This is a genomic window from Herbiconiux aconitum, from assembly GCF_024979235.1.
Classification (GTDB): domain Bacteria; phylum Actinomycetota; class Actinomycetes; order Actinomycetales; family Microbacteriaceae; genus Herbiconiux; species Herbiconiux aconitum.
Genome location: NZ_JANLCM010000002.1, coordinates 1,548,252 through 1,565,540 on the forward strand (window position 1 = coordinate 1,548,252; position 17,289 = coordinate 1,565,540).

14 protein-coding genes are annotated in these 17,289 nt (G+C 68.1%); 9 read left to right on the plus strand and 5 right to left on the minus strand.

The window, feature by feature from the left end; all coding sequences use genetic code 11:
* Positions 1 to 6: 6 nt before the first annotated feature.
* Positions 7 to 678 (minus strand): DUF1275 family protein, encoded by a 672-nt coding sequence (locus N1027_RS18805; RefSeq protein ID WP_259510133.1) that lies wholly within the window; start codon positions 676 to 678, stop codon positions 7 to 9.
* A gap of 153 nt (positions 679 to 831) precedes the next feature.
* On the opposite strand from N1027_RS18805, the gene N1027_RS18810 reads away from it, so the two are divergent.
* The 5 genes from N1027_RS18810 (at position 832) to N1027_RS18830 (ending at position 5,895) form a co-directional block, all read left to right on the plus strand.
* Positions 832 to 1,776, plus strand: a complete 945-nt coding sequence (locus N1027_RS18810) for an AEC family transporter (protein WP_259510134.1) — start codon at positions 832 to 834, stop codon at positions 1,774 to 1,776.
* A 24-nt stretch (positions 1,777 to 1,800) separates the two neighbouring features.
* A complete protein-coding gene (locus N1027_RS18815) occupies positions 1,801 to 3,270 on the plus strand; it encodes an MFS transporter (protein ID WP_259510135.1) in 1,470 nt (489 codons plus the stop codon).
* 159 nt (positions 3,271 to 3,429) lie between these two features.
* The gene (locus tag N1027_RS18820) at positions 3,430 to 4,572 is read left to right on the plus strand and encodes an N-acetyltransferase DgcN family protein (protein ID WP_259510137.1); all 1,143 of its coding nucleotides are present in this window, start codon (positions 3,430 to 3,432) and stop codon (positions 4,570 to 4,572) included.
* Positions 4,569 to 5,630, plus strand: a complete 1,062-nt coding sequence (locus N1027_RS18825; RefSeq protein WP_259510139.1) for an alanine/ornithine racemase family PLP-dependent enzyme — start codon at positions 4,569 to 4,571, stop codon at positions 5,628 to 5,630. Before N1027_RS18820 ends, N1027_RS18825 begins: the two co-directional genes overlap by 4 nt.
* A gap of 43 nt (positions 5,631 to 5,673) precedes the next feature.
* On the plus strand, positions 5,674 to 5,895 hold the full coding sequence (locus N1027_RS18830) for a hypothetical protein (RefSeq protein ID WP_259510141.1): 222 nt from the start codon (positions 5,674 to 5,676) through the stop codon (positions 5,893 to 5,895).
* A 33-nt stretch (positions 5,896 to 5,928) separates the two neighbouring features.
* Here N1027_RS18830 and N1027_RS18835 read toward each other — a convergent pair whose 3' ends face one another.
* Complete coding sequence (locus tag N1027_RS18835; protein WP_259510142.1) at positions 5,929 to 6,273, minus strand: DUF1801 domain-containing protein; 345 nt, start codon at positions 6,271 to 6,273, stop codon at positions 5,929 to 5,931.
* A gap of 252 nt (positions 6,274 to 6,525) precedes the next feature.
* On the opposite strand from N1027_RS18835, the gene N1027_RS18840 reads away from it, so the two are divergent.
* A complete protein-coding gene (locus N1027_RS18840) occupies positions 6,526 to 7,170 on the plus strand; it encodes a hypothetical protein (protein ID WP_259510144.1) in 645 nt (214 codons plus the stop codon).
* A 35-nt stretch (positions 7,171 to 7,205) separates the two neighbouring features.
* Complete coding sequence (locus N1027_RS18845) at positions 7,206 to 7,565, plus strand: DUF1330 domain-containing protein (protein WP_259510145.1); 360 nt, start codon at positions 7,206 to 7,208, stop codon at positions 7,563 to 7,565.
* Positions 7,566 to 7,598: 33 nt separating this feature from the next.
* Here N1027_RS18845 and N1027_RS18850 read toward each other — a convergent pair whose 3' ends face one another.
* Positions 7,599 to 10,301, minus strand: coding sequence for an AAA family ATPase (locus N1027_RS18850; RefSeq protein ID WP_259510147.1), 2,703 nt, complete (start codon positions 10,299 to 10,301; stop codon positions 7,599 to 7,601).
* A 177-nt stretch (positions 10,302 to 10,478) separates the two neighbouring features.
* On the opposite strand from N1027_RS18850, the gene N1027_RS18855 reads away from it, so the two are divergent.
* Both N1027_RS18855 and N1027_RS20200 read left to right on the plus strand, forming a co-directional pair.
* Positions 10,479 to 11,195 carry an SDR family NAD(P)-dependent oxidoreductase gene (locus N1027_RS18855; RefSeq protein ID WP_259510149.1) on the plus strand — a complete coding sequence of 239 codons (717 nt, stop codon included), beginning with the start codon at positions 10,479 to 10,481 and terminating at the stop codon, positions 11,193 to 11,195.
* Between the two features lie 40 nt (positions 11,196 to 11,235).
* Positions 11,236 to 13,965, plus strand: coding sequence for an ATP-binding protein (locus N1027_RS20200; RefSeq protein ID WP_259510150.1), 2,730 nt, complete (start codon positions 11,236 to 11,238; stop codon positions 13,963 to 13,965).
* Here N1027_RS20200 and N1027_RS18865 read toward each other — a convergent pair.
* Positions 13,938 to 16,517, minus strand: a complete 2,580-nt coding sequence (locus tag N1027_RS18865) for an AAA family ATPase (protein WP_259510152.1) — start codon at positions 16,515 to 16,517, stop codon at positions 13,938 to 13,940. The two genes, N1027_RS20200 and N1027_RS18865, sit on opposite strands and share 28 nt — an antisense overlap.
* A gap of 79 nt (positions 16,518 to 16,596) precedes the next feature.
* Positions 16,597 to 17,286: a RibD family protein gene (locus N1027_RS18870; RefSeq protein WP_259510159.1), complete on the minus strand. Its 690-nt coding sequence runs from the start codon at positions 17,284 to 17,286 to the stop codon at positions 16,597 to 16,599.
* Between the last annotated feature and the right edge of the window lie 3 nt (positions 17,287 to 17,289).

Consider the following 17,289-nt stretch of genomic DNA (forward strand, 5'->3'; position numbering starts at 1 on the left):
GCCCGGTCAGCGCTTCGCGGCGCTGCCCGGGCGGCTCACAGCGAGCAGGATCGTGGCGGCACCGGCCGCCAGCCACGCCACGACCGGCCCGGCCCCTGCGGCGAGCGCGAAGGCTGCCGTGCCGGCCACCGCTCCCACCGGCAGCGCGATCACCGACAGCACCCGGATGAGCTGCCCCGACTCATGCCGTTCGGCCACAGCCTGCATGGTGGCGGTGAGTGTTCCCGTTACGTAGGTGGTGGTCACCCCATCGACATCCGAGAGCTTCTTGGCCGCGACGGTCTGCAGGGCCAGGGCGGAGGCGGAGAGGGCGATCACGACGCAGCGTTCGAACACGGCGGTGCTGTCGGGGCGCAGCGCCCAGATCACGACCACCGCTGATTGCAGCGCCATGGAAGGCAGCACCAGTCGGCGCACCACGCGGGGGCGCGTGACGGCAATCGTCGTCGGCGTCGCGGTCAGCCGGAAGGCCGCGTAGAGCACACCCACGAAGAACACGATCGCCACCAGGGCCGCGAGCAACGTGAGGGCGAACTCCGGCCGGGTGAACATGCCGGTGAGGATGAGGTTGCCGGTCATGTTGGCGGTGAAGATGCCGCCGAGCGCCAGGAAGGCGAAGGCATCGGCCGCCCCCGCTGAGAACGACAGCAAGAGAAGTGCCGCGTGCACCCGGCTCATCCCGGTCTCCGTTCTCGATTGCGCTGCGGCACACATCCGGCCGATTGGGCGACAAGCTAGCAGTTCGAGGCAGCTGTGAATAGCTGGTGCCGTAGCGGGATGGCTGCTACTTTGGCGCACACGTCAATCGCGACCAGCCGGTCAGGAGGCGGCATGCCACTCGAGATCGCGACCGCGCTGCTTCCCGTCTTCTTCGTCATGGCGCTCGGTTTCGCGGCCGGTAAGACGCGGCTGGTCGACAACCAGAACGTGCGCAGCCTCAACACCATCGTCATGTCGATCGCGCTGCCGATCTCGCTGTTCGTGGTGCTGTCGTCGGCGAGCCGCGCCGACGTCGTCGCGCATTGGCCATTGGCCGCGATCTCGTTGTTCGTGATGGCCGCCGGCTACGGCGCCACCTACCTGCTCTCCCGGCGAACGGCGCGGCAGGATGCGGGCGACTCGGCTGTCCAGGCGCTGACGGTCTCGTTTCCGAACGCAGCCGCGGTGGGCATCCCGCTGGCCGGATCGGTGCTCGGGCCCACCGGGATGCTCGGTGTCGCCACGGTGCTCGCCGTGGGCTCGATCACGATGTCGCCTCTGACCGTGGCCGTGTTGGAGATCCGCAAGAGCGCCTCCGCCGCGGGGCCGCGCTCCCGCACCATCCTCCGCGCGATCGGTGCGTCACTGCGGAAGCCCATCGTCATCGGCCCGGTGCTCGGACTGGTCTGGTCGCTCGCCGGGCTCCCGCTGCCGCCCCTGGTGAATGCGACGCTGTCCGAGATCGGCGCGGTCACCGCGGGTCTGGCGCTCTTTCTCACCGGGCTCGTGATCTCGGCCCAACCCATCCGCTTCTCCACCGTCGCCGTGATCTCCACTCTGATCGCGGTGGTGGGCCGCCCGGCGCTGGCCGTCGCCATCGTGCTCGCCGTCGGTCTCACCGGCCCGTTGGCCCAGGAGACCGTGCTGCTCCTCGCCCTCCCCGCGGGGTTCGTCGGCCTCTTGCTCGGGCTGCGCTACGGCTCGAAACCTCCCGCAGCCGGCGCGACCGTGCTGTTCTCCAGCGTGCTCTCCGTGGTCACGCTCCCCATCGTCATCGCCTTCCTCCCCGCTTTTTGACCGATCCGACCGAGAGGTAAACCCATGTCCGTCTCGAAGCACTCCGCACCGCGCACCGCCTCCCGGCGATGGTGGATTCTCACCACCGTCGCGCTCGCCCAGCTCATGGTGGTGCTCGACTCCACGGTCGTGAACATCGCGCTCCCCGCGGCGCAGGCCGAGCTCGGCTTCTCCGATGCCGACCGGCAATGGGTCATCACGGCATATTCGCTCGCGTTCGGCAGTCTGCTGCTGCTCGGTGGCCGCCTCTCCGACTTGATCGGCCGCAAGCGCACGTTCATCATCGGCCTCATCGGCTTCGCCGTGGCGTCGGCGGTCGGTGGCGCCGCGCCCGGCTTCGGCACCCTGGTCGCCGCCCGTGCCGTGCAGGGCGCGTTCGCTGCCTTGCTCGCGCCGACCGCGTTGGCGGTGCTGACCACCACCTTCACCATCCCGAAGGAACGCGCGCGCGCGTTCGGTGTCTTCGGGGCGATCGCCGGAGCGGGTGGCGCCATCGGCCTTCTGCTCGGCGGGTTCTTGACCGAGTACTTCGACTGGCGCTGGAACCTCTACATCAACGTGTTCATCGCGATCGCAGCGGTCATCGGTGGGGCGATCTTCGTGGTGAGTGTCACGCTCGACGGTCCGCGCCCGAAGCTCGACGTGCCGGGCACGATCCTCGCGGTCACCGCCCTGTTCGCACTGGTGTACGGCCTGTCGAACGCCGAGACCGACGGGTGGGACTCCCCGTTGAGCTGGGGGATGCTCGTCGCCAGCGGCATCCTGCTGATCGCCTTCGTGCTCTGGCAACGGCGGGCGTCGCATCCGCTGCTCCCGTTGGCGATCGTCGTCAACCGCAACCGCGGCGCCTCATTCAGTTCGGTGTTCATCTCGGGCGCCGGCCTGTTCGGCGTCTTCCTCTTCGTCACCTTCTATCTCGAGAAATCACTCAACTACACACCCGTCCAGACCGGCGTGGCATTCTTGCCCATGATCGCATCCCTGATCCTCGCCGCTCAGCTGTCGACGAACCTGCTGCTGCCCCGCCTCGGCCCGAAGATTCTGGTGCCGACGGGCATGATCCTGGCCACCATCGGCATGATCTTGTTCACGCGGCTGACCCTGGAGAGCACCTATGCAGCCGATCTGCTGCCCGCCTTCATCATCCTGGGACTCGGCATCGGGTCGATCATGCCGGCTTCGATCCAGACCGCGACCCTCGGCATCGACGGCCACTTCGCGGGCGTGGGATCCGCCCTCGTGAACACCAGCCAGCAGGTGGGCGGGTCGATCGGCACGGCACTGCTGAACACGCTCGCCGCGACCGCGGCCGCCAACTACGTCGCGGGGCACCTGCCCGCGACGGAGCAGGTGATGGCCGACGCGGCGGTGGCCAGTTACGCCACCGCCTACTGGTGGGGGGCCGGGTTCTTCGCGTTCGGCGCCGTGCTCTCGGCCCTGCTCTTCCGCCGCCGTCAGCGCCCGGCAGCGCCGGCGCCGGTGGCTCAAACCTAGATCACGAACACCGCCAGCACCCTTACCGAGCTTCGGCTGCTATGGTTCGCCTACCGGCACCCGCCGGAATCAGGGAAGACTTCTCGTTGACCGTTGGGCCGTCCGGCCCCGCCACGATGCCGTCGCCTCCTCTGAATTATTCAGAGGAATGTCACGCTCTTGTCTGCCCCCCGTTCTGCTTCATCCGATTCCGAATCGCCCCTGACCGCCCTGCCCCTCGGCACGACCGCCGTGGTCTACTGCGAAGGCCAGTTCGGCGAGCAAGACGGCAAGACCGCCAACGGTCTGGTGCGCCACTCCGAGAAGTACGAGGTGCTCAGCGTCATCGACAGCCGGCACGCCGGTGTCGACGCCGGGCTCTTCCTCGACGGCACGACCAACGGCATCCCGGTGCTCGCGACCCTGGCCGACGCCATCGGGCACGCCGGCGGTGTGCCCGACTATCTCATCTGCGGCGTGGCTCCTGCCGACGGACTGCTCTCCGCCGATCAACGCGTCGTGCTGCTCGATGGCATCTCGCGCGGGATGCACATCATCAACGGGCTGCACGAGTTCTTGAACGACGACGCCGAGTTCGTGGCCGCCGCCCTACGGGCCGAGGTCACGATCACCGACGTGCGGCGCCCGAAGGACACGAAGCACTTGCACCTCTTCTCGGGCCGCATCTTCGACGTGACCTGCCCCCGCATTGCCGTGCTCGGCACCGACGGCGCCATCGGCAAGCGCACCACGGCCACATTGCTCGTGCAGGCCCTGAACGCCGCCGGCATCAAGGCCGTGCTGGTGGGCACCGGGCAGACCACCATCATCCAGGGCGGGAAATACGGCGTGGCCCTCGATGCCCTGGTTCCGCAATTCTGCTCCGGCGAGGTCGAGAACCAGGTCGTGGCGGCGTTCGAAGGCGAAGACCCCGACGTCATCGTCGTGGAAGGCCAGGGCGCGCTCAGTCACCCCGCCTACATCACCTCCGCGCATATCCTGCGGGGAAGCCAGCCGGCGGGCGTGATCGTGCAGCATGCTCCGAAGCGCAGGGTGCTCGGAGACTTCCCGATGGTCGCAATGCCGACCGTGGCCAGCGAGATCGCACTGATCGAGGCTTTCGCCGACACCCGGGTGATCGGCGTCACCATCAACCACGAGCTCATGACCGATGACGAGATCGGTGCGGTGATCGACGACTACGAACTCGACCTCGGCCTCCCGGTGACCGACCCGCTCACCCGCCCGCTCGACAGGCTGGTGGACATGGTGCTGCGGGCATTCCCGGCGCTGGAGGTGCCGCTCGCCTCGAGCGTGCGGTGACCGCCCCGCGGCTCGACATCGATCTCGACGCGATCGCGTCCAACACCCGCACGCTCGTCGACCGGCTCGTTCCGGCCGGCATCCGCGTCACCGGCGTCTCCAAGGCCGTGCGAGGGTTGCCGGCGGTCGCCGAGGCAATGCTGCGCGGTGGGGCCTCCGGCCTCGGCGACTCCCGTGTGGAGAATCTGGAGCGATTGCGGCGCGGGGGCGTCGCCCTGCCGCTCACGCTGATCCGATCGCCGATGCTCGGCCAGGTCGATCGGGCGATCCGGGTGTCCGACACCAGTCTGAACACCGAGCCGGTCGTTCTCGACGCGCTCTCGGCCGCCTCGCTCCGCAACGGCTCCACCCACGCCGTCGTGCTGATGGTGGAGCTCGGCGACCTGCGCGAGGGCATCGCTGCCGAGGATGTGGTGGCGGCCGCGCAATCCGTGGAACGACGGCCCGGCCTCACCCTCGCGGGCCTCGGCACCAACCTGGCCTGCCACAGCGGCGTCGTGCCCGACCAGCGGAAGATGGATGAGCTCTCCCGCCTCGTCGACGCCGTCGAAGCGGTGTGCGGCGCAACACTGTCGGTCGTCTCCGGTGGCAACTCCGCCAACCTCGATTGGGCGCTCGCGTCCGACGACGTCGGCCGGATCGATGAACTGCGTCTCGGCGAATCGATCCTGCTCGGAACCGAGCCGCTGAATCGGCGCCCGATCGACGGGCTCCGCTCCGATGCGTTCACGCTGGTGGGCGAGGTGATCGAGGCCAAGACGAAGCCGGCGCAGCCGTGGGGCGAGATCGCGCAGGCATCCTTCGGTCACCGACCGCCCCGGCGCCGCAGCGGAACGATCCGTCAGGCCATCGTCGCGCTCGGGCGTCAGGACGCCGATCCCGACGGCCTCGTGCCGCCGCCCGGCATCACGATCCTCGGCATGAGCAGCGATCATCTGATCGTCGATGTGGGAGACCACGACGTCTCGGTCGGCGACGAGCTCTCCTTCGGGCTCGACTACAGCGCCCTGATGCGGGCGGCCACCTCTCCTTTCGTCACGACGTCGATCCGCAGGTGAGGTCGGGTAGACCAGGACTCCACGCTGCCGTATCTTGAAGCGCATGAATCACGAGGTGCTCGCCGAGGCTGACCGGATCGTCGCCACCTTGTCGCCCGGCCGACGCGAAGCGACGCGCGAGATCGTCGTGAACGCGCTGCACCGGGGCTACCTCGATGACAACGCCCGACGATTCCTCATCGCCGCCACGAAGAGCACCTTCCTGGCCGACGTGCTGACCGAAGCTCTCTCCGAGAGCCTTGCCCCGCCGGAGGCCGATGGATAGCCGGGCTCCTGGCGCGCCTTCTCCACGGGGCCTCTAAGGGGCGGAGGTGGTCTTCGCGAGGATGTCGGCCAGGAACGGGTAGTCGACGTCCTGCCCATCGGTCAGGGTGGCAGCCTTGCGCTCGCCGTTGCCCAGGGAACGAAGCACGCCCTTGACCTCCGGAACCTCCTGAGCGTTGAACACCATGAAGTTCACCTTGTCCTTGGCCACGGCGATGACTGCTGCATACTCCCCGTTCTTCAGGAAGTGCGGCTTGCCGTACTGGAAGCTCTCCTCGACATCCGGAATCGTCGTGTGCACCATCGTGCGCAGTTCTCGGCACACGACGGCCTGCCACGGCTCCACCTTCTCGATGTACTGGCTGATCTTGTCGTCCACGTTGGTCCCCCTCCGACTACCCGTGTGGGAATCATCTCGCAGCGTGGCGTCGAAGCCAATCGATCCGGCATGCTAATCCGGCGACGACCTCGAAACCAACGACTCCATGTGAGACTGTCTTACATGGAGTGTTGGGGGGATTAAATCCGCCAATCCAGGTGAACTCACCCTAGTGACGTGAAGTAAATGGTGCTAACTTAAGGCTGAAGTTAGACCTGATTACTTCTACGAATGTCCACGAGAGGGTTCGATGTGTTCAACTCCCCTAGCACCTCCGACTTCCAGCCCCGCGGCGCGAGGAGCCATATCGCGGTGACGCCGGTCGACGGCACCGACCGGCCGCTCCAGTGGATCATCCGGGTGACCCGCGAACCCGACGGGCATCGGATCGGAGATCGCTTCCACTTCGGCGACGTCCTGGTCTTCGACGAAGATGCCGGGGAATCGACCGAAGACGACCGCCCGCTTGAACGCCCGTACTCGGCGGTCACCTTCGCAGGCCGGGGCACCTGCGATGTCGATGGCCACGGGAGGGTCGAGCTGTTCACCCATCACGACCACGACTCCCTCCGCGTCGTGGTCGGACTTGACTTCGCCGAGACGAACGAGGGGCCGCACGGGCCTCCCCGGGCCGCCATCGCCGTCGCACGGTTCTGCACAGGAGTGTTCGCCGAACCCGTCGGCGAGGTGAGGGCGGCCGCGGCGGCCTTCGAACTGCGAGCGAGAGCGGAATCCCTGTTTCCCCACCTGCACGACGAAACCCCGGTCGATTGCGACCAGGTGGCACGCATCCTCAGGACCACGACGATCGAACTGCTGATGTCATTCCGCACGACCGGTGCCGACTTCGGGGAATCGGTTCGCGCGCGCCAGCTGAGCCGCGTCGCCAGCCGGTAGTCGCGGGAAATCAAGCCAACGAAAGGATCGACACCATGCCGACGTATCTCATCAATCATCTCCGAATCCCTGCCGATGTTCCGAACGACGACGGTCTGAGCTACCTCGAACAGGTCGAAGCGACGGTGGCGCCGTTCGGGGGCACGTGGCTCGCCCAGGGCGCCCCCGACGTCGTCGTGGAGGGCGCCTGGCCGGGCTCGGTGGTGCTCATGGAGTTCCCCGATCGCGCGGCCGCCGAGAATTGGTATCACTCCGATGCCTACCAAAAGATCGTCCATCTCCGTGTCGGAAGCTCGATCGCCGACCTCGTCCTCATCGACAGCCTGCCCGAAGGCTTCACCGTCAAGGGCTTCGCCGGTGAGGTTCGGGCCGCAATCGCGGCCGCCGGAGCCTGATCCGGGCGGCGATCGCGACGTCGAGGGCTCGCTTCACTGATCGTGTGACTGCAACGCATCCCGCAGTGCCGCTCGGCTGGAGATGCCGAGCTTCGGGAACACCCGGTACAGGTGCCGACTCACCGTCCGTGGGGAGAGGAAGAGCTGCTCCGCGATCTCCCTGTTACTCAGTCCCTGGGCGGCGAGCGCAGCCACCGCTTGTTCCGGAGCCGTCAGAACGGTCGCGTCGATGGCCGACCCGGCGCGTCCCGCGCGAAGTTCATCACGGGCACGATCGACCCACGGCCTCGCGCCGAGACCCTCGAAGGTGCTGAGTGCGGCACGGAGGTGGTCTCGCGCCTCCTCCGACTGCTTCACCGAGCGGAGGTGCGTGCCGTAGGCGAGGTGCACCCGCGCGGTGTCGAACGGAAACCGGATCGTCGTGGGATCGCCGAGGGCGCGCTCGAAGAAGTCGTTCCCATCCGGGTCGGTGACGAGGCCCCGTGCCGCAGAGGCGAGAATCGCGAGCCGCGGAGAGAGTCCGGCGAAATCCTCCCGCTCCATGGCGGTCAGATGAGCACGGGCGTCGGGGAGCCGCCCGAGCTTCATGGCTGCCTCCACGAGATCGAACGCCCACCAGATCGATTGGGGCACGTACCGCGGGAACGTTCCCGGAGCCCCCGTGGTGGTGCACAACCGGTAGGCCTCTTCCCAGTCTCCACGGCCCGACGCATCGAACTCCCGGATGTGCACGCCGAATCGCAGCAGCCCGGCAGCACCCAGCCGTCGTCCCATCTCATCGAGATGCCCGGCCGAGCGCTCGCAGCCTTCTGCATCTCCCCGACCGGCGCTGAGCAGGCCACCGACGTAATGCAAGACGATGCGCTCGAACCCGGGTGGGTCGTCCTCCACGGCCCGCGCCTCGCCGACGAGGCTCGCCGCGTCATCCCAGCTGCCCGCCTGGAATTCGCGGAGCGCGAGGATCGCGAGCGACCGGAGCGACCGCTGCGAGTGCCCGTTGCGTCGGCCTTCCGCGACCTGCCGGGCTGCCGGCGGCACCCCGAGGTCGAGTGCATCCATGAAGATCGCCGCAGTGGTGGCCCGCAGAACCTGCGCAGACTCGTGCTGGTCGGATTTCATCAGCATGGACGTGATGTCGTCGCGTTGCGCACCCGTCATCCGCAGGGTGTCGGCGAAGGCGATGCTCAGCGTCTGCAACGGCTCAGGCGCCGTCGGGCGAAGGCGGTCGAGCGCCGAGAAGTAGCTGTCCCATTCGCGCTCGTCTCCAACGGCCCACAGCAGGTCGAGCCACGCGCCGAGAGCGTCGATCAACTCTCCGTCGCCCGCGTGCCAGCCGTGCTCGCCGGACTCCACGGCGTGCCGGATGATGTGAGAGGCGCGGGTGACAGTCAGGCCGCCCGTCAGACCGGCGTGTGCTGTCGCCACGGCGGCATACAACGATCCTGGGCCGTGGGCCAGTTCGTCGGTGAGCTCCTCGAGCCGGCTGCTGCGCATCTCGTGGTCGCCTTCGGAGCCGACCGCCGAGAAGGCGGACAGAGCGAGCCGACGACGGCGCTGACCCGCACGCGGGCTGAGACGCGCGGCGCGCTCGAAGTCGGATGCCGCCGCATCCAGGTCGCCACGGTAGGCAGACGCACGGGCTGAGCTCTCGAGAAGGCCCGCCACTCGCTCGTCGGCCCCGGAGGTCGCCTCGGCGAGGTGGTACGCCCGCTCGCGAAGAGGAATGCGCTCGTCTACCGTGAAAGCGAGGTGCGATCGACGGATGCGCTCCCTGCTTCCCGATCGCAGGAGCACGACCGGGGTCAGCGGGTGGGTGAAGGACACCACTCTTGTGCGCGCGTCCACCACGACGATCCCGGCGTGCTCCGCAGGCTGCAATGCCGCGACCTCGAGACCCGCCGCCCGGAGAGCGGCGAGGTCGGTGTCGCGGGCCACAGCCACGAGCAGAAGCGCGTCCTGGGTCGCCGCGGGCAGCGCTTCGACGGAATGCAGGAAGGGCGCGGCGGCCGACGAGATCTCTGCGAGCGCCGGCCGTTCTGTCGGCTCCCACCCGATTCGTGCGAAGCGCACGAGCTCCGCGATCGCCAGGGGGTTCCCTCCACCCCGACGAGCGATCTCCTGTCGCTCACGGTGCGGCAGGTGCGGTGCGAGATTCCCGACCAGACGGGCAGAGGCGACATCGTCGAGCCTTCCGAGGCGGAGCTCGCGGAGCCCGGAACTCCGATCGTCGTTCGTGACCCGCGCGGAGACGAGAATCACGCCGACGCGACTGTCGCGGAGTCGGCGGGCGACGAAGGACAGCGCGGCGGCGCTCGCGGCGTCCAGCTGCTCGGTGTCGTCACCCACGATCAGGAGGGGCTGCCGAGTGGCCGAGCGGTCGAGCAGGCGCAGAACCGCCGTGTACAGCACGAGCGGATTGTCCACGCCAGGCCTCCGTGAGTGGAAGGCGGATGTCAGTGCGGCGCGATGCTGCTCGGACACCTCGGCCGGCTCCGTCAGGAGCGGATGAAGCAGCTCGTTCAGCGCGGCGTAGGGTGTGTCGCCGTCCGCGGCGCCGCTCGGCATCGTCAGCACCCTGATGCCCGTCCGGGATGCGATCAGCGACGCCTCCTGAACGAGCCGGGACTTGCCGATCCCCTTCTCGCCGATGATGTGGATGGCCGACCCGTGACGTGGGATCTCGGACAGAAAGTCCGAAAGGACGGCGAGTTCGTGCTGTCGGGCGATGAACGGCATGCCGGCTCCCTTCGATGCTTGAAATTATCGCCGCAGCGACGTGAAAAGTCCCCTCCGGAGATTGCGTCACATGACGCATGTATGGAGGGTCGGGCTTCTGCATGCTGGGGAGATGGAGTGGACGTTCGATGAAAGGACCCTGACCATGACACCAGAAGCGAACGGAGGTCAGCCCTCATGAGCGACGACGTGTGGTTCGTGACGGGCAGCTCCCGAGGCGTTGGGCGATCGATCGTCGAGGCCGCTTTGGCCGCGGGCAATCGGGTCGCGGCAACGGATTGGTGGACGGCGGGTCTCGACGACTTGATCGCCGACCACGGGTCGCGGTTGCAGCTCATCGACCTCGATGTCACCGATGCGGAGGAATGCAGTATCGCGATGGGGCGCTGTGTCGACCGGTTCGGGAGCGTCGATGTCGTCGTCAACAATGCGGGATACGCCGACTCGGCGCCGATCGAGGAGATGGCACTCAAAGAGTTCGTGGCACAAGTCGACGTGGTCTTCTATGGAACCGTCTTCGTGACGAAGGCGGCGATCCCCTACTTCCGCAGCCAGGGCAGCGGCTACTTCGTGCAGGTGGCTTCCGTCGGTGGGGGCGCGACGCAGCCCGGTCTGGGCGCCTACCAGTCGGCGAAGTTCGCCGTCGATGGCTTCTTCGGTGTGTTGAGAAGGGAGTTGCAGCCGTTCGGAATCCGCGTGACCGTGGCCGAGCCGGGATCGATGCACTCCGATCACGCGGGCGACTCCGGAAGCCCGCCGGTCGATCCCGGAACGATGGCTCGAGTGCTGGTCGAGCTCGCCGATGATCCGGAGCCTCCACCGCATCTGCTGCTCGGCAGCAATGCCATCGGGATCGTGGAGGACAGACGTTCGATGGACTACGCCGCGGAGTGAGAACCCTTGACGCGACCGGGTGACTGGATACCATGAACCCGTGTTCGTCGGAAGATCGGCCGAGGTGCAGGTGCTCGTGCGCCTGTGCGATGAGGTCCGGGCCGGTCGAAGCGTGGCGCTCGTCATCCGGGGCGAAGCGGGCGTCGGGAAGACCGCTCTCGTCACGCGGGTTCTCCAGGGCGAGTCGGGAATCCGGCAGCTGAAGATCGCGGGTGTCGAGTCCGAGTCCGAGCTCGCCTATGCGGGCCTCCATCAACTGTGTGCGCCGTTGCTGCGCCATTCCGATCGCCTGCCGGAGCCCCAGCAGCACGCCCTCGGCATCGCCTTCGGCACCCGGGTCGGCGTCGCCCCGGATCGATTCCTCGTTGCTCTGGCCGCGTTGGGTCTTCTGGCGCTCGAGGCTGAGGAGATGCCGCTGATCTGCGTGGTGGACGACGCGCACTGGCTCGACAAGGCGTCTGCGCGGGCTCTGGCGTTCGTCGCTCGTCGAGTGGCACACGAGTCCGTGGGCCTCGTGTTCGTCGCCCGCACCGGTCTGGGAGACCCGGCGCTCCGCGAACTTCCCGAACTCACGGTGGAGGGGCTCGGCACGGCGGACGCCGCAGAGCTGCTGGCCTCCGTCGTGCCGGGGCAACTCGAGGAGCGGGCCCGAGTTCGCATCATCTCCGAAACGCAGGGGAATCCGCTCGCGATCATGGAGCTCCCCCGTGCGTGGACCCGAGCGGAGCTCGAGAGCGGACTCTTGTTCTCGGCTGGCGGGGGCCTCGCCGGCGAGGTGGAATCGACGTTCGCCAAGCGCTACGAGCAGCTCCCGCCGAGCTCGCGTCTGATCGTTCTCATCGCGGCCGCCGAACCCTTCGGCGATGCCGAAATCGTCTGGCGAGCGGCCGCGCAGCTCGGCGTGAACCGCTCGGCGTTCTCGGCTGCTGTCCGTACAGGCTTGTGCCTGCCCGGCGAGGAGGTGGCGTTCCGGCATCCTCTGGCGCGATCTGCGGTCTACCGCGCGGCGCCCGACGAGGACAGGCGCGCCGTTCACGGCGTGCTCGCCGACATGACCGATCGGGTCGGCGATCCCGATCGCCATGCCTGGCATGCATCGCGGGCGCGGGTGGGCCCCGACGAAGGGCTGGCCGATGAACTCGAGCAGGCCTCCCGCCGGTCGCTCGCTCGCGGCGCCCCCGCTGCCGCTGCCGCCTTTCTGCGGGAGGCGATCACCTTCACGGTCGACCCGGCCATCCGTTCGAGAAGATCGCTCGAGGCCGCGGGGGCTGAGTTGCTGAACGGTGAATACGACCGTGCCCTCTCGCTGGTGCGCGCGGCCAAAGCGGGCTCGGCTGACGAACCGACCCGGCTGACGGCAGAGCTCGCGGAGGCGCAGATCTCGTTCGCGCTGAGTCGCAGCAGTGGGGTCGTTCCCGAGCTGCTCCGCGCCGCGAAGTCCCTCGAGCCCTTCGATCTGACGCTCTCGCGCAGCACCTACCTCGAGGCGTTCAGTGCGGCCTTGTTCTCCTCACGTCTCGCGGCACCGGGAGGGGATGTCCGAGAGGTTGCCCGGTATGTCCGCTCCATGCCGGAGTCGGGGATCGAACCGAAACCCCTCGACCGGCTTCTCGATGTTCTCGCCGGCTTCGTGCTCGACGCCTCGCCGTCAGGAGCACGGGAAGTGTCGCGGGCATTGGCTGCCGTCGCAAGCGATCCTCCGTCGGACTCGAGCGCTCTGCACGGCCTGTGGGTCGCCGGCGTGACCGCTGCCAGCCTGTGGGATCTCGAGATGTGGGACACCATATCGAAGATGCACATCGCCCTCGCGCGCGATCTCGGCTCCCACAGCGAGCTGCCGACAGCCCTGGTCTCGCGCAACGGCCAGGTGCTGTTCAGCGGTCAGCTCGGCGCCTCATCGGCCATTCGCGCGGAGATCGCGACCGTGTCCGAGGCCACCGGCCTTCAATCCGCTCCCTATGCCGAAATCGCCACGGCGGCGTGGAGCGGGGATGAAGCGACCCTGCTCGGCCTGATCGACTCCCACTTGACCGCTGCGGAGGAGCGCGGCGAAGGCGCGGGCGTCGGGGTCATGAACTGGGCCCACGCGTTACTGGCGAACAGCCTCGGTCGTCACGACGAAGCGCGTGGTGCTGCTCTGCGTGCGGCAGCCTTACGCAGCCCGCTCGATTCCGGCAGCGTCTGGGCGCTGATAGAGCTCGTCGAGGCGGGGGTACGCACCGGGCGACGCGAGGAGGCGGAACTCGCCGAACAGGGCTTGATCGAATCGACGAGTCTCGCCGGCACGGACTGGGGCCTCGGAGTCGCCGCGAGGGCTCGGGCCTTGCTCGACACAGGTCACGCAGCCGAACGGGCCTTCGCTGATTCGATCGACAGATTGACGTCGGCGGGAGTGCTCGCTGAGGTTGCTCGCTCACGCCTCGCTTACGGCGAATGGCTGCGCCGGGAGTCCCGCACGAGCGACGCGCGGGTTCAGCTGCGCCTGGCCTTCGACGCGTTCTCCGAATTCGGCGCCGACGCGTTCGCGACCCGGGCGTCCCGAGAACTGCGGGCCACTGGTGCTGCCGTCGCCCGGCGGCGATCCACCGACCGGGGAATGACCCCGCAGGAAGAGCAGATCGCGCAGCTGGTGTCCGAGGGGCTGTCCAACCCCGAGATCGCCACACGGCTCTTTCTGAGCGCACGGACGATCGAGTACCACCTGCACAAGGTGTTCCTCAAGTTGGACGTGACGTCGAGAGGTCAGCTGGCGAGACGGATCACGGGCTGAGCGGGCTCCAGGCTCCGCGGCCCCAGAGCGTCTCGGAGAGCCGACCTGGTGCCGATGCCCAGCTTCGGGAAGACACGGTACAGATGCCCGCTGACGGTGCGCGCCGACAAGAACATCCGCGCGCCGATCTGCTTGTTGCTGAAGCCCTCCGCCGCGAGTTCCGCGATGGCCAGTTCCTGCGCGGTCAGGGTGTTCCGAGGGGTGGTCGCCGTTGCGCGATCTCCCAGGGCGCGCAGTTCCTGATGCGTCCGCCGGGCCCAGGGCTCCGCACCCACCGTGTCGAATGCCGTCATCGCCGCACGCAGGAGCTCGTGGGCGGCGCCCGCTTGGCGCTCGCGACGCAGACGCGAGCCGAACTCGAGTTGGACTCGCGCGTAATCGAATGCCCACTCGTCGGCCTGCGAGACCGAAAGCGCCCGCTCGAAGCACTCGTGCCAGCCCTCCTCACTCGTCAGTCCGGCCGCGGCGTGGGTCAACAGAGCGAGGCGAGGCGAGATCGCCGGGAGTCCGGTTTCGACCATGGCGGCGGCGTGGATACGGGCCTCGTCGATCCGCCCGGTGCGAAGTGCCGCTTCGACCAGGTCGTAGGCGACCCAACGCGCGTGCGGCACGTAGTCCGGAAACCCACCGGGCGCATTGATGCTGATCGCGTGGCGATAGGCGCTCTCCCAGTCGCCTTGGGCCACCGCCGTCAGCACGTGCGCGTGGTATCCGAAGCGTGCGAGCCCGAGCGCACCGAGCCGGGTCGCCAACCGGTTGAGGGCATCGATCGAATCGACCGCTTTCTGCACCTGTCCCGAGGTCGCGCTGAGCAGCGCCGCGACATAGTGCAGGATGCCCACGACCGGGTCGGCCGGCACATCACGGGCGACGCTCATCCCCTCCTCGACGAGCCGTTCCGCTTCCCCCCACTGTCCGGTTCCGAAGTGGTAGAGCGCCATCGACGCGAGCGAGCGGATGTAGGCCATGCGTGATTCGCCGTGTCGCCCTGCCTCGATCAGTTCCGACACGGCGGGCAGCCCGATCGACTGCACGTCGAAGAAGATGCCGGACGCGAGCTCCGGTGTGTGCGGCCTGAGCTGGGCCACAGCGGCACGATACTCTCGCCACTCCTCTTCCCGTCCCACCAACCAGCACAGCAGCATCCAGGAGTTCATCGCATCCCGCAACTCGGTGTCGGCAGCATTCCAGCCGTGGGGGGCGGTCTGGATCGCCTCCTTCACAGCCCGGCAAACCACCTGGCTGTCCGATCCGCTCTCGAGCTGGTGGAAGGCTGCAGCCACCGCGGCGTGCATCGATCCGGAGTCTGCCCCCACCAGACCGATGCCGCTCAGTGCATGAAGTTCGATGACGTCATCGGCCGCCGAGTCGCTCGCGAGGTAGGCAGCGTGAGCCAGCCGACGGCGGCTCTCGCTCGCCACCGGGCTCACCTGCGCGGCGCGCGTCAGAGCGTAGGCCGCGCTGCTCGTGGCACCCCGTTCGACGGCGGACCGGGCAGCACGCTCCAACAACGAGGCGGTGGCTTCATCCGGGTCGACGGCGGCCTCCGCACGATGGAAGGCCTCCTCTTCGAGGCCGATCGAGGAGCGAGAGGCGAGCGCGAGATGTGCAGCCTGCCGCTCGGCAAAACTCGCGCGGTCGACGATGGCGCCGCGGATCAAAGGGTGCGAGAAGCTCGCGATCGCACCGTCGGCGTCGAAGGCGATCAATCCGACCGCCTCCGCGGGCACGAGATCTTCGATGGTGACGTCGGCGAGCGCCAGGGAACCCCCTGCCGGGCTCTTGCTCAACGCCATCAGCAGAAGTGCCTCACGCGTTCGCGGGCTCAGGGCGTCGATCTGAGCGCGGAAGTGGGGCACGCCCCTCGTCGGCGCCACGGCCTCGAGAATGGCCAGCGGGTTTCCGGCCGCGTGATCGAGAAGCGCTGCCCGGGCGAACGACGGCATGCTCGGCTCCACCGTTCTCAGCAGGCGGTCCGCGTCGGAGTGAGCAAGGCGGTCGACGAGCAGATGCGCTGTTCCCTCGCCCCATTCGGTCCGGTTTCGCGCCGACCCGAGCACGCCGACACGCATCGCGCTCAGACCGCCGCAGAGGTGGGCGACGACCGCTGCCGTCGACTCGTCCACCAGGTCGAGATCGTCCACGACGACAAGCACGGGCGCCTCCGCCGCTGCGCGCTCCACCAATGCCAGAACCGCGTCGAACAGCGGCTGCGATTGCGCGGGCGCGCCGGCCTCCAACCCCAGGGCGGAGGAGAGCACTGTCCGGTGCGGGTCAGGCAATTCGGAGAGGTGGCAGAGGGCCGGGTGCAGCAGTCGTTCCAGCGCCGCGAACGGGATCTCTCGTTCCGACGCGAGACCCGCGGTGGCAAGCACCGTGAGGCCTGCGCCACCGGCGAGCTCCGCAGCGCTGTGCACGAGCGAGCTCTTGCCGATCCCGGCCACTCCGACGAGAACGAGCGAAGACCCGGTCTGCTGAATCGACTGCACGAACTCGTTCAGCCGGTCCAGCTCACGATCTCGACCGATGATTCTTGCGAGAGCTCTCGGCATCCGCCTCGCCTTCCTTCCGGTGGCCACCCGTGGAATTCCACCCTTGCAGCACGGCTGCGGGCGAGCATCCGTGAAGCCCCTAGTCGTACCTCGGGGGCCGAAGCAGATATCGCAGCATGACCATGTCACCGATCTGACGACTTTCGGCGAGGGTCGCGCGGCGCTCGGATGTCCACAAGAACGCTCCGTCACCGATCAATCGAGGTGCTCGCCGATCGCCCACGAACAGGGGCGCGACGGCCAGCTGGAGCTCGTCGGCGAGATCGGCCGCGAGGAACTGGGTGAGCACGATGCCTCCGCCCTCGACCAGGAGCGTGCGCACGCCCCGATCGTGCAGCTCGTCGAGGAGATCGGCGACGGTCACCTCCTCCCCCAGCTCGACGACGGTCGCGAGACCACCGAGCAGATGACGGATGCGCCGGGATTCCGACCGCGGGCAGTAGACCAGCTTCTGCGATTCCCCTTCGGTGAAGAACGACGACCGCGGATCGAGGTCGCCACTCGCCGTCACGGTCACCTTCCAGGGCGAGGACGACCGCCCCTCGGCCTCGCGCCGGACGCGCCGCTCCTCGCTCCGCACCATCAGTCTCGGGTTGTCGAAGCGCACGGTGCGCGCTCCGACCATGATCGCGTCGCAGCGCGCCCGCACCTCGTCGACCCGGTCGAGATCCGCCGCGTTCGAGAGGATGAGGCGAGGCGGAGCAGGGGTGTCGAGATAGCCGTCGATGGAGACCGCGGCACTGAGGATCACGTAGGGTCCGTCGGTCACGAT